The 12,538-nt window shown below is 63.4% G+C and carries 13 protein-coding genes; 5 read left to right on the top strand and 8 right to left on the bottom strand.

Going from position 1 to position 12,538, the window contains the following annotated elements:
* The 3 genes from AC07P1_RS23500 to tsaE are packed head-to-tail and all read right to left on the bottom strand — an operon-like array spanning position 1 to position 2,813.
* Positions 1 to 843 (bottom strand): D-hexose-6-phosphate mutarotase, encoded by an 843-nt coding sequence (locus AC07P1_RS23500; protein ID WP_494698118.1) that lies wholly within the window; start codon positions 841 to 843, stop codon positions 1 to 3.
* Positions 844 to 888: 45 nt separating this feature from the next.
* A complete protein-coding gene (locus AC07P1_RS23495; RefSeq protein ID WP_494698117.1) occupies positions 889 to 2,364 on the bottom strand; it encodes an N-acetylmuramoyl-L-alanine amidase in 1,476 nt (491 codons plus the stop codon).
* A complete protein-coding gene (gene tsaE / locus AC07P1_RS23490; RefSeq protein ID WP_494698234.1) occupies positions 2,328 to 2,813 on the bottom strand; it encodes a tRNA (adenosine(37)-N6)-threonylcarbamoyltransferase complex ATPase subunit type 1 TsaE in 486 nt (161 codons plus the stop codon). Before tsaE ends, AC07P1_RS23495 begins: the two co-directional genes overlap by 37 nt.
* An 81-nt stretch (positions 2,814 to 2,894) precedes the next feature.
* On the opposite strand from tsaE, the gene queG reads away from it, so the two are divergent.
* Positions 2,895 to 4,031, top strand: a complete 1,137-nt coding sequence (gene queG, locus AC07P1_RS23485; protein WP_494698116.1) for a tRNA epoxyqueuosine(34) reductase QueG — start codon at positions 2,895 to 2,897, stop codon at positions 4,029 to 4,031.
* A gap of 67 nt (positions 4,032 to 4,098) precedes the next feature.
* Complete coding sequence (locus AC07P1_RS23480) at positions 4,099 to 5,931, top strand: DUF885 domain-containing protein (RefSeq protein WP_494698115.1); 1,833 nt, start codon at positions 4,099 to 4,101, stop codon at positions 5,929 to 5,931.
* Here AC07P1_RS23480 and AC07P1_RS23475 read toward each other — a convergent pair.
* The 4 genes from AC07P1_RS23475 to AC07P1_RS23460 all read right to left on the bottom strand — a co-directional run bounded on the left by AC07P1_RS23475 (position 5,863) and on the right by AC07P1_RS23460 (position 8,988).
* Entirely contained in the window at positions 5,863 to 6,069 is a 207-nt protein-coding gene (locus AC07P1_RS23475) for a hypothetical protein (RefSeq protein ID WP_494698239.1), read from the bottom strand. The genes AC07P1_RS23480 and AC07P1_RS23475 overlap by 69 nt on opposite strands.
* On the bottom strand, positions 6,020 to 6,304 hold the full coding sequence (locus tag AC07P1_RS23470) for a BrnT family toxin (protein ID WP_494698114.1): 285 nt from the start codon (positions 6,302 to 6,304) through the stop codon (positions 6,020 to 6,022). The genes AC07P1_RS23475 and AC07P1_RS23470 overlap by 50 nt, the downstream gene beginning before the upstream one ends.
* Positions 6,305 to 6,368: 64 nt before the next feature.
* Positions 6,369 to 6,956: a response regulator transcription factor gene (locus AC07P1_RS23465; protein WP_494698113.1), complete on the bottom strand. Its 588-nt coding sequence runs from the start codon at positions 6,954 to 6,956 to the stop codon at positions 6,369 to 6,371.
* 4 nt (positions 6,957 to 6,960) lie between these two features.
* Positions 6,961 to 8,988: a sensor histidine kinase gene (locus tag AC07P1_RS23460; RefSeq protein ID WP_494698112.1), complete on the bottom strand. Its 2,028-nt coding sequence runs from the start codon at positions 8,986 to 8,988 to the stop codon at positions 6,961 to 6,963.
* A gap of 129 nt (positions 8,989 to 9,117) precedes the next feature.
* Between AC07P1_RS23460 and AC07P1_RS23455 the strand changes: the two genes are divergently transcribed.
* The 3 genes from AC07P1_RS23455 (at position 9,118) to AC07P1_RS23445 (ending at position 12,012) form a co-directional block, all read left to right on the top strand.
* Positions 9,118 to 10,104, top strand: a complete 987-nt coding sequence (locus AC07P1_RS23455; RefSeq protein WP_494698111.1) for a TRAP transporter substrate-binding protein — start codon at positions 9,118 to 9,120, stop codon at positions 10,102 to 10,104.
* A gap of 61 nt (positions 10,105 to 10,165) precedes the next feature.
* Positions 10,166 to 10,735 carry a TRAP transporter small permease gene (locus AC07P1_RS23450; RefSeq protein WP_494698110.1) on the top strand — a complete coding sequence of 190 codons (570 nt, stop codon included), beginning with the start codon at positions 10,166 to 10,168 and terminating at the stop codon, positions 10,733 to 10,735.
* On the top strand, positions 10,732 to 12,012 hold the full coding sequence (locus AC07P1_RS23445) for a TRAP transporter large permease (RefSeq protein WP_494698109.1): 1,281 nt from the start codon (positions 10,732 to 10,734) through the stop codon (positions 12,010 to 12,012). The genes AC07P1_RS23450 and AC07P1_RS23445 overlap by 4 nt, the downstream gene beginning before the upstream one ends.
* 283 nt (positions 12,013 to 12,295) lie before the next feature.
* Here AC07P1_RS23445 and AC07P1_RS23440 read toward each other — a convergent pair whose 3' ends face one another.
* Positions 12,296 to 12,514: a hypothetical protein gene (locus AC07P1_RS23440; protein WP_494698108.1), complete on the bottom strand. Its 219-nt coding sequence runs from the start codon at positions 12,512 to 12,514 to the stop codon at positions 12,296 to 12,298.
* Positions 12,515 to 12,538: the final 24 nt, after the last annotated feature.

Raw genomic sequence — 12,538 nt, 5'->3', positions numbered from 1 at the left:
TTAATCGGCGCAGATGCGGTGCTTGCCGGTCCAGGCGGCGCCGGCTTCCAGCGGCCGCTGGTCCACGCGCGCCGGCTCGATGCAGACGAAGCGCAGGTACTCGTCGTCGGCCAGGTCGACCAGCGCGGCCGCATCGGCCTGACCCGGATTCCATACCACCCATTCACTGAAACCCTGCTGGTCCAGCCGCAGCGTGGCGTTGGCCGTGTTCAAGGTGAGCGACGGCGTCGATTGGTACAGGCGGTCGTGCTTTTCGGTGAAGTGCAGCGCCGGATGCTCCTGCGTGGCCGTGTTCAGATGGTGGTCGGTGTAGCGCTGGTGTTGCAGGCCGCTGATGCTGGTCGCGCTCAGGTGGCCGACGTCGTAGTAGGTGTGCAGCGCCACGCCGAACGGGAAGGCCTGCGCGCCGCTGTTGCGGACCTTGAACTCGGCGTCGAGCGCGTCGCCGTGCAGGGTGAAGCGCAAGGTCAGCTCGAAGGCGTGCGGCCACGCTTGCGCGTGTTCCGCTGCCAGGTCGTCCTGATCGAGGCTGAACTCCAGGAAGGAATGGCCGCCGTCGCCGCCGCTGTCCGTCAGGCGCCAGGTGCTGACGCGGGCGAAGCCGTGGCGTAGGCCGGGGCCCCGCACATTAAACTGCGGGAAGATGACCGGCACGCCGCCGCGTATCGCCTTGCTGCCGTCGAGCGGCGTTTGCGAACTGACGAACAGGCGCTCCTTGCCATCGCCGGTTTTCCAGGATAGCAGGTGGGCGCCGAACAGCGACACCGTCGCTTGCGCGCCATCGGCGGCGGTGAGTCGCACCGCAGGCAGCGCTCCGAATTCTGTCATCGTAACTACAGCCATGGTTCTTCCGTTAATTGAATGAGTTGATCAGGTGATGGATCGGGTTCAGGTCAGCCGGTTCTTCGCCAGCGGCGGATTCTTGGCGAAATAGCGCCGTATGCCTTTGACGATGGCGTTGGCCATCTGGTTCTGGTAGCCGTCGTCGAGCAGCTTGGCCTCTTCCTCCGGGTTGGAGATGAAGGCCGTTTCGATCAGGATGGACGGGATGTCGGGCGCCTTGAGCACCGCGAAGCCGGCCTGCTCGACCGAGCCTTTGTGCAGGCGGTTGATGCCGCCGATCTCGCCCAGCACCGATTTGCCCAGCTTCAGGCTGTCGTTGATCTGCGCCGTGGTGGACAGGTCGAACAGCACGCTGGCCAGCTGGCGGTCGTGGTTCTTGACGTTGACGCCGCCGATGGTGTCGGCCTGGTTTTCCTTGTCCGCCAGCCAGCGCGCGGCGGTGGAACTGGCGCCTTTTTCCGACAGCACGAACACCGACGAGCCGCGCGCGGACGGCTGCACGAAGGCGTCCGCGTGGATCGATACGAACAGGTCGGCCTGCACCTTGCGCGCTTTTTCCACGCGTTTTCCGAGCGGGACGAAGTAGTCGCCGTCGCGCGTCAGCATCACGCGCATATTGGGCGCTTCCTCCAGCTTGGCCTTGAGGCGCTTGGCGATGGACAGCACGATGTCCTTTTCCTTGCTACCGTTCTTGCCGGAGGCGCCGGGGTCTTCGCCGCCATGCCCGGGATCGAGCGCGATGGTGATCATCCGCACGACGTTGTTCTTTTCGGCTTTTTCAGATGCCTTGGCCTGCGCGTCGGCGGTCCTGACCTGGTTGCGCAGTTCGTCGCGCGGCTCGGCCTTCATGTCCGGCTTGAGCGCTTCGAGCTGCTCCCGGGGCGTCGGCGCGTTGGCGGCCATCTCCGCCTCGCCCGGCTTGAGCGGCGGCATGTCGCCTTTCGGCGTGCTGCCGGCGGCCGCCGACGACGATTCGGACGGCGCCTTGCCTTCGCTGGACCAGTTGCCTTTTTCGATCATCGCGGCGATCGGGTCGACTTCCTTGACGGGATACAGGTCGAAGATCAGGCGGTCCTTGTAGTTGCCGGCCGGCGGCAGGGTGAACACCTGCGGCCGCACTTCCTCTTTCAGGTCGAACACCAGGCGCACCACGTTGGGCCGGTTCTGGCCCACGCGCACCTGCTTGATGTACGGGTCGTTGGACTGGATCTTGGCGACCAGGCTTTTGAGCGTCGGATTGAGCTCCAGCCCTTCGATGTCGACCACCATGCGTTCCGGGTCCTTGACGATGAAGTGAGTGGCCTTGAGGACGGCGTCGTTCTCCAGCGTGACGCGGGTGTAGTCGTCGGCCGGCCACACGCGCACGGCGAGGATTTGCGCGGCGCTGGCGCGCAGCGGCGTGGCGAGCGAGGTCACGGACAGCATCAGGGTGGCGCCGGCCTTCAGGACGGTGCGCCGCGAGACGGCGGGAGTGGGCTCCGCGCTCACATGTTGGGAGCGAATTTGAGGCTTTGAAGGCATGAGTTACCCAGGGCGGTGGACGCCTGCAATTCTACATCACGGCCGTTGCCGGCCACGGTCAGGTACAGGTCTATATCGGGCGGTGGCAGCACGCGGTCGGCCTTTTCGGGCCATTCGACGATGCAGATGTTGTCCCCGTTGAAGTCTTCACGGAAGCCGGCGTCGAGGAATTCCTCGGGGCTGCCCATGCGGTACAGGTCGAAATGGATGACGTTCACGGCGCGGCCGCCCAGTTCAATTCGATATGGTTCCGACAAGGTGTAGGTCGGGCTTTTGACGGTGCCGGCGTGGCCCGCCGCGTGCAGCAGGGCGCGCGTGAGGGCGGTCTTGCCGGCCCCCAGGTCGCCGTGCAGGTGGATCGTCAGGCCCGGCGCCAGCGCGCGCGCCAGGGCCGAGCCCAGTGCGGCGGTCGCGGCTTCGTCGTGGAGATGGGCTGTGAAGTGCTGCATCGAATAGAATGTCATGTTGGTTGAATCGCCAGCCATTGTAACCGCCCGCGTCCTTCCAGGGTGTACCCTCATAAGCCACTGATGTCCTTGCCAGAATCCAATTTAGCCGAACTCGCCCTCAGCATCAAGCGCTGGGGTGTGGAGCTGGGCTTCGCCGAAATCCGCATCACCGACATCGACCTCAGTCATGCCGAGGCGGGCCTGCGGGCGTGGCTGGACGCCGGCATGCATGGTGAAATGGACTACATGGCAGCCCACGGCATGATGCGCGCGCGCCCGGCCGAACTGGTGCCCGGCACGGTGCGCGTGATCAGCGCGCGCATGAACTATCTGCCGAGGGAGGCGGAAAACGGCCTGGATGCGGACCCGGAAGGAGAGGATTGGCGCGGGCGCGAACGGCGCCGGCTGGACGATCCCGGCGCCGCAGTCATCTCGGTCTACGCGCGCGGCAGGGACTATCACAAGGTGCTGCGCGCGCGGCTGCAGCAGCTGGCCGACAAGGTCAAGGCGGAAATCGGCGATTTCGGCTATCGCGTCTTCACCGATTCGGCGCCGCTGATGGAGCTGCCGCTGGCCGAGAAGGCGGGCTTGGGCTGGCGCGGCAAGCATACCTTGCTGCTGAGCCGGACCGCCGGCTCGATGTTCTTCATGGGTGAATTCCTGGTCGATTTGCCGTTGCCGATCGATCCGCCAGCCGGCGCCCACTGCGGCCAGTGCTCGGCGTGCATCGACATCTGCCCGACCCAGGCGATCCTGGGGCCGGGCCGGCTCGACGCCCGGCGCTGCGTGTCCTACCTGACCATTGAGCTGAAAAGCGCGATCCCCCTCGAACTGCGGCCGTTGATCGGCAACCGGGTCTACGGCTGCGATGACTGCCAGACCGCCTGCCCGTGGAACAAGTTCGCGCAGCGCGCGGTGCTGCCCGATTTCGACGAGCGCCATGGGCTGGGCAGCGCCTCGATGGTCGAGCTGTTCGCCTGGAGCGAGGAGGAATTCAACCGCAAGATGGAAGGCAGCCCGATACGCCGCATCGGCCATGAGCGCTGGCTGCGCAATCTGGCGGTCGGCCTGGGCAACGCGGCGGCGGCCGGCGCGAAGGGCGACGCGGCCATCGTCGCCGCGCTCGCGGCGCGCCTGGGGCATCCGTCGGCGCTGGTGCGCGAGCATGTCGAATGGGCTTTGGCGCGCCACGCGGAGGCGCCCGAATCCCAAGCCTGAGCACTGGTCCGGCCGGTCCGATTGGGCTACACTCGTGCGGTTATTCTCCTTTAATAGGCCGATGCCCATGCAAACTTCAACCAGGTTCATAGCGCTGCTCGCAGGCGCCTCCTTCTCCCTCGCCGCGCAGGCGGTCAGCTTCGACGCATGGGCCGACAAGGTCGCCGACGCCAAGGTGCGCAGCGATCCGGAACAGGCCACGCAGAAGCAGTACTTCAGCGGCAAGGAGCAGGACGCGCTGGACCGCGCGCTGACGCCGAATACGCCGGCATACCGCAAAGACCAAGTGGCCAAGGCCAAGGCCTCGCTGAAGCAGCTGGCGGCGATCGACCAGAAGGCGTTGACGCCGCAGCAGCGCGCGAGCGCCGCCGCCATTGCCTGGAACCTGCAGGGCGCGGTCGACGCGGTGGAGTTCGAGGATCACCAGTTCGTGTTCAACCAGTTCACCGGCCTGCATGTGCAGATCGTGAACTTCCTGTCGCAGCAGCATCCGATCCGCAACCAGCGCGACGTCGAAAACTATCTGGCGCGCCTGAAGTCCGTGGCCGGCAAGATCGACACCGGCATCGCGCGCGCGCAGGGCGCTGCAGGCCGTGGCTTCCTGATGCCGACCTTTATCACGCAATCGTCGATCGGCCAGTTGGACCGATTCCTGGACGGCGGCGCGGACAAGAACGTGCTGGTCGCCTCGCTGGCGCAGCGCATGGCGGCGTTGAAGGATGTCTCGCCGGAGCAGCAGGCCAAGTTCACGGCGGAGGCCACGGCGAGCGTCAAGCAGACGATCCTGCCGGCGTTCGAGCGCACGCGCACGTTGCTGAAGGACCAACTGCCGCGCACCACCGCCGACGCCGGCCTGTGGCGCCTGCCGAACGGCGACAAGGCCTACGCGCTGGCGCTGCGCCGCATGACCACCACCGACTACACGCCGCAGCAGATCCACGACATCGGCCTGAAGGAAGTGGCGCGCATCGAGAAGGAGATGGATGGTTTGCTCGTATCGCTGGGCTACAAGGATGGCGGCATCAAGGAGCGCATGGTCAAGCTGGAAGCCGATTCGCAGCCGAAGGAGGCCGACCCGCGTCCGGCCATGCTGGCGCGCTACGATGCGTTGATGCGCGACGCCGAGGCGCGCGCCAAGGATTTGTTCGATGTCACGCCGAAGGCGCCGGTGGTGGTCAAGCGCGAGCCGGCGTTTACGGAGAAGACGGCCGCCGCGCATTATTCGGCGCCGGCCAGGGACGGCACGCTGCCGGGCATCTTCTGGGCGCCGATGCCGGGGCCGGACTTCCGCATCGTCGGCATGCGCACTTTGGTGTATCACGAGGCGGTGCCGGGGCATCACTTCCAGATCGCGCTGCAGCAGGAGAATACGGGCTTGCCGCGCTATCGCCGCGACCGCGTGTTCGGTTCGGGATCGGCGTATGTCGAGGGCTGGGCGCTGTATGCGGAGCAGCTGGCGTCGGAAAACAAGTGGTATGACGGCGATACCGTTGGGCGTCTGGGGCAGCTCGACGCGGAACTGTTCCGCGCCAAGCGGCTGGTGGTCGATACCGGCCTGCACGCGATGAAGTGGACGCGCCAGCAGGGCATCGATTACGGCATTCCCGCGTCGGAGGTCGAACGTTATGTGGTGATGCCGGGGCAGGCGTGCGCTTACAAGATCGGCATGATCCGCATCCTCGATCTGCGCGCGAAGGCGGAGCAGGCGCTGGGCGACAAGTTCTCAATCAAGGGCTTCCACAACACAGTGCTGCAGACGGGCGATGTGCCGCTGTCGGTGCTGGAGAAGGTGGTGGACGAGTGGATCGCCACGCAGAAGGGGGGATGTGCGTCAGGTGCCCGTTTTCTTGGGAGTTTTTTGGAACGGATGTTCGCCCGGCAGCGTAATCTTGGCCTTTGACCAGTAGGCTTCTACCGCTGCTTCATCATTTGGATCGTAAGGCGAATCCGGATCGTCAACCCAATCGGGTGCCCTGGCAATTGCCGCCTCAATTTGGTCTTTGGTGAAAAAGGTTTCTGAAATACTCTTGCGTTTCATGTTTGTCACCGTATCTGCAAGAAATAATGCGGGCGTTGTCGTCACGTGGCGTCCAGATCATGACGACAACGCCCCCTCGAAACAATCCCAGACTTTTTAATCGTATTTCGTGGTGCCCGGCGTCGCTGTCCTCCTCGGACAGCATTGGATAGTCAAAAACGGCTTCCAGATCGGCAAAATCGATGCCGTGTTTCCGTAAGTTTTCTCGCCGTTTATTGTCGTCCCATGTAATCATCGGACGATCATGTCATCCCATGTTAGGCGGCGATATGAGGTAAATCAAGCAGGTTGATGCGGTGTTATTTCAGCAAGCCCGCCAGCTCGACCGCCGTTTTGACATGCATCTTGTCGAAGATGTGCGCGCGGTGCACCTCCACCGTGCGCATGCTGATGCCCAACTGGTCGGCCACCACCTTGTTCATCTTGCCGGCCAGGATCAGGTCCAGCACCTCGCGCTCCCGTGCCGACAGCGTCGCCAGGCGCGCGTGCACGGCCGCCATCTCGCCGGCCTTGCGCGAGCCGGCCAGGCCTTCCTGCACCCGGTCCATCAACTGGTTGTCGTTGAACGGCTTCTCGAAGAAATCGAAGGCGCCGCGCTTGAGCGTGTCGACCGCCATCGGCACGTCGCCGTGGCCGGTCAGGAAAATCACCGGCAGGCGCTGCGTCAGTCCGCGCGCGGCCAGCTGGTCGAACACCGCCACGCCGTTCATGTCCGGCATGCGCACGTCGAGCAGCAGGCAGTCGCCGTCGGCGTCGAATTCGCCCATCTCCACCTGCTGCAGGAACTGCAGCGCCCCCTCGTAGGCGCGCGACGAGATCCCGCGCGAAGTGGCCAGCCAGGTCAGCGAGTCGCGTACGACCGCTTCGTCATCGACGATATGCAGCATTTTCTTAGGTCTCCTGTTCCGTGGCCACCGTCACCGCCGGCAGCACGAACGTAAATATGGTTCCGCCTTGCGGATTGGCGCTGTAAGTGAGCGAGCCCCCATGGAATTCTATCGCAGTCCGGCAGATGTTCAGTCCCATGCCCATGCCCTCGGCCTTGGTCGAGAAGAACGGCGAGAACAGGCGCTGCGCCACCTCGTCCGGAATGCCGTGCCCCTGGTCGATCACCGCCACGCTCACCTGCGCGGTGGCCGCATCATACTCCGCCACCACGCTGAGGATGCGCCGCTGAGGCGGAATGTGCTGCATCGCTTCGATGGCGTTGCGGGTCAGGTTCAACAGCACCTGCTCGATCATCACGCGGTCGGCCAGCACCGCCGGCAGGTCCTCGGGGATGTTGGTCTGGTACGAGACGTAGCTTTGGCGCGCCTGCAGCTCGATCAACGCCTGGATGCCGTCGAGCAGCGACTGGATGCCGACGGACTGGCGCAGCGGCTCGCGCTTCTTGACGAATTCGTGCACGCTGCGGATGATCTGGCCGGCCCGCTGCGCCTGCGCGCTGGCCTGCTCCAGCGCGGGTTTCAGCAGCCCGGCGTCGACCGTCCCGCCTTTGTCTTGCGCGCGGCCCAGCACATTGAGCGCCCCGGTGGTGTAGCTGGAGATGGCCGCCAGCGGCTGGTTCAGTTCATGCGCCAGCATCGAGGCGATTTCGCCCATCGTCGCCAGGCGCGCGCTGGCCTGCAGCTTTTCCTCCTGCTGGCGGTTCAGTTCCTCCACGCGCTTGCGGTCGGAGATGTCGAGGATGGAGCCCATCCAGCCGGTCTGCTTGCCGTGGTTGTCCACCAGCGGCGCCTCGAACACCAGCACCGGCACGCGCTGGCCGTCCGGACGCTGGAAGAAGGTCTCGAACTGCGGCGTGACCCTGCCCGCCAGCACCGAGGCGAAGCGGGTCTGGTATTCCTCCATCGCCTCCGGCGCCCAGTATGGCATCGGCGGCAGGCGGCCGACGATGTCCTCGGCCGGGTAGCCGACGATCTGGCAGAAGGCCGGATTGACGTAGGTGATGCGGCCCTCCAGGTCGCGCGCGCGCAGGCCGGTCACCAGCGAGTTCTCCATCGCGGTGCGGAACGACATCTGCTGGCGCAGCGCGCCTTCGGCGGCCAGGCGGCGCGAGATGTGGCCCCACAGCGCCACCAGGCTCCACAACAATCCGAGCGACAGCACGATGACCGAGCCGACCAGCAGATTGGGCAGTAGCTTGGGCGCGCTCTTGACGCTGTCCGTCACCAGCCGCACCGAGGCGCCGGGCAGGTCGAGCGCGCGCTTGTGGGTGTAGACGCCATGGCCCGGACCGGCCGCCGCGCGCCGCGCCAGCACCTTGTCGTCGCGGTCGACCAGGGTGACCTGGTTGTCCTGCGCGAACCACCACGGCACCATTTCGTCGAGCAGGGCGCTGGTTTTATAGGTGGCGACCAGATCGCCCAGGTAGTCGGCGCCACTGAACAGCGGCACGTGGTAATCCATCAGCACTTCGGAAGGGGCGGCCGAGGGATTGGCGGCTTGCACCTCCGGCTGCGTGTACATGGCGTTGCGGGTCTTGCGGGTCAGCTCCATGGTCGCGCGCGAGGCGGCAGTCAGCACCACCGGCGCGGTTTGCGGATCGCTGGTCGCCACCAGCGATCCGTCCGGCCGCAGCCAGACCACCCGCAGCAGTTCCTTGCCGTTCTTGAGCACCCGGGCCAGCCGGTCGTGGCCCTGTTCCGGCGTCAGGCGCCCGATGCCGATCTCCTGCGCCAGCGCGGCCAGGCTTTCCTCGTCCCTGCCCAATTGAAAGCGTATCGTTTGCTCAACCCACAGCGTGTCGGCGATCAGCTGTTCCTGGCGCTCGTTGCTCTCCATTTGGCGCGCCTGCCACGGCAGCCAGATCAAAATCGCTAGAAAAAACAACACCAGCACGATCGGCAAAACCCAGCGCAGCGTCGAATTCGCGCTGGGTCGTCGGGCTGGAAGCGGCTGGGCATGCGGGTTTGTCATGGGCGCTCAGGGTATAGCGTTGGCGAAAAAGGGTCATTGTGGTTTTCCACAATTGAAATATGCGACGTTGTCCTGAAGAATCTATCAAACTACAATAATAGTGTACTTTCACACCACTCTGGAGACCGTATGAAACTGAAACACGCACTGCTCGTGCTGGGCGCGGCATTGAGCTTTAACGCCTACGCGCAAGCGCCTATCGTCATTAAATTCAGCCACGTCGTGGCGACCGACACCCCGAAGGGCCAGGCGGCAGAGCGTTTTAAACAACTTGCCGAAAAAGCCACCAACGGCCGCGTCAAGGTCGAGGTGTATCCGAACAGCCAGCTGTACAAGGATAAAGAGGAGCTCGAAGCACTGCAACTGGGCGCCGTGCAGATGCTGGCGCCATCGCTGGCCAAGTTCGGCCCGCTGGGCGTGAAGGAATTCGAAGCCTTCGACCTGCCGTTCATCTTCCCGTCCAAAACCGCGCTGTACAACGTCACCGAAGGCGAAATCGGCAAGGGCCTGATGAAGAAGCTGGAGCCCAAGGGCATCACCGGCCTGGCGTTCTGGGACAACGGCTTCAAGGTCATGTCGGCCAACAAGCCGCTGCGCGTGCCGGCCGACTTCAAGGGCCTGAAGCTGCGCATCCAGTCGTCCAAGGTGCTGGACGCGCAAATGCGCGCGCTGGGCGCCAACCCGCAGGTGCTGGCGTTCTCGGAAGTGTATCAAGCGCTGCAGACCGGCGTGGTCGACGGCACCGAGAATCCGCCATCGAACATGTACACCCAGAAGATGCATGAAGTGCAGAAGTACGTGACCGTGTCCAACCACGGCTACCTGGGCTACGCCGTCATCGTCAACAAGAAGTTCTGGGACGGCCTGCCACCGGACATCCGCACCGCGCTCGACAAGGCGATGAAGGAAGCGACCACGTTCGAGAAAGCCATCGCCCAGCGCGACAACGATCTGGCGCTCGAAGCCATCAAGAAGACCGGCAAGACCGAGATCTACACCTTGAGCGTGAAAGAACAGGCGGAGTGGCGCAAGGCCCTGCTGCCGGTACAGCAATCGATGGAAAGCCGAATCGGTAAAGACCTGATCTCGGCCATCAACAAAGAAGCGGCAAAATAAGCTCGCCCGACGGGGCGGCGCTCGCCGCCCCGTCCACAATTCCTCACTGAAGGATCCCTCCATGAAATTCCTCGATAAACTCGAAGAATGGATCATCGCGACCCTGATGGGCGCGGCGACCGTTCTGATCTTCGTATCGGTGGTCCACCGCTACCTGTCCGGGCTGCCGATTCCCGGCGTTCAGGACTATCTGATTCAACTCAATACCAGCTGGGCGCAGGAAGCCTGTATCTATATGTTCGTCTGGATGGCCAAGTTCGGCGCGGCCTACGGCGTGCGCACCGGCATCCACGTCGGCGTCGACGTCATCATCAACCGCATGAACACGCCGTGGCGCAACAAATTCGTTATCTTCGGCCTGCTGGCCGGCGCGCTGTTCACCGGCATCATCGGCACCCTGGGCGCCAACTTCGTCCACCACATGGCGCAGACCGACCAGGTCTCGGCCGACCTGGAAATCCCGATGTGGATCGTCTACCTGGCCGTGCCGCTCGGCTCCTACCTGATGTGCTTCCGCTTCCTGCAAGTGCTGGTGGCCTTCGTCAAGACCGGCGAACTGCCCAAGCATGACCACTCGCACGTCGAGGGTCTGGATGAAGAATTGAACGCCGACAAAGGAGCCAAAGCATGAACGCCATGATTATCTTTGTGCTGCTGCTGGCGCTGATGTTGACCGGCATGCCGATCTCCATCTCGCTCGGCCTGACGGTGCTGACCTTCCTGTTCACCATGACCGAGGTGCCGATCGATACGGTCGCCCTCAAGCTGTTTACCGGCATCGAGAAATTCGAGATCATGGCCATTCCGTTCTTCATTTTGGCGGGTAACTTCCTCACCCACGGCGGCGTCGCGCGGCGCATGATCAACTTCGCCAGCTCGATGGTGGGCCATTGGCACGGCGGCCTGGCGTTGGCCGGCGTGCTGGCTTGCGCGCTGTTCGCGGCCGTGTCCGGCTCGTCGCCGGCCACCGTGGTGGCGATCGGCTCGATCATCCTGCCGGCGATGGTGCGCCAGGGTTATCCGAAGGCGTTCGGCGCCGGCGTCATCACCACCTCGGGCGCGTTGGGCATCCTGATCCCGCCGTCGATCGTGATGGTGATGTATTCGGTTACCACCAACACCTCGGTCGGCAAGCTGTTCATGGCCGGCGTGGTGCCGGGCATCATGCTGGCGTTCTTCCTCGGCCTGACCACGTGGTACCTCGCGCGCAAGCACGGCTACCCGCGCATGGCCAAGGCCGGCTGGGGCGAGCGCTGGTCGACCTTCCGCAAGAGCGCCTGGGGCCTGCTGCTGATCGTCATCGTCATGGGCGGCATCTACACCGGCACGTTCACGCCGACCGAGGCCGCGGCGATGGCGGCGGTGTATGCCTTCATCATTGCCGTGTTCGTCTACAAGGATCTGAAGATCTCGCAGGTGGGCAAGGTGCTGCTGGATTCGGCGGCGATGTCGGCGATGCTGCTCTACATCATCACCAACGCCATCCTGTTCTCGTTCCTGATGACCAGCGAAAACATCCCGCAGGCGATGGCCGAATGGATCACCGGACAAGGCCTGGGCGTGATCACCTTCCTGCTGGTGACCAACATCCTGCTGCTGTTGGCCGGTAACGTGATGGAGCCGTCGTCGATCGTGCTGATCATGGCGCCGATTCTGTTCCCGGTGGCGATGAAACTGGGCATCGATCCTGTGCACTTCGGAATCTTGATCGTGGTCAACATGGAGGTGGGGATGTGCCATCCGCCGGTCGGCCTGAACCTGTACGTGGCGTCGGGTATCACCAAGATGGGCATAACAGAATTGACTGTTGCCGTGTGGCCATGGCTGCTGACAATGCTGGGCTTCTTGATCTTGGTCACATATGTACCACAAATTTCTTTGTGGCTCCCGAATTTAATTTACTCTTAAAGTAACGCTGCGCTGCAACCTGAAAAAAACGGGAAAAACCGAAAAAGATGCGTTATGATGGCGTCGCTCTCAGGGGTTCCCGAATAAGCAAATTTGGTTCGGTAGCAAGAGCAAGGAATTGTAGGTGGGGAGTGTGGATAGAAACGGTACTTAATACCGGCAATCGATCGAGGAGACACACGTTTTACAGAATGTCGTTGTGATAGTCGCTGCAGGCCGCCACAAGCGCGCTACGGGGACACGCAAACGACCGGGAACGTGAAGCAGGTTTAAAAACGCACCTTCAGGTGCGTTTTTTTTCGCCTGGCGTTTTACAATGCGGGCATGGCGCGAAACCCTTCGCGCCGCCGCCGGCCGGCTTTCGCGACTTCCACGACAAAAGGTTGTCGCGGGCACGCAACATCATGGTGCGACGCGAAAAACGGCCGGGATCAACGAAGACCTTTTTTGGTGCATCAACTGTGACGAATATACAACAGCAGCGTGAAATTTTTTCTGCCATCGTGGAATTGCCATTCGGAAAAAT

It is taken from the genome of Duganella sp. GW821-FHT07F09, assembly GCF_059418705.1.
Note: the sequence above shows the minus strand (reverse complement) of the source record. Positions and strands in the feature narration are given on the sequence as shown.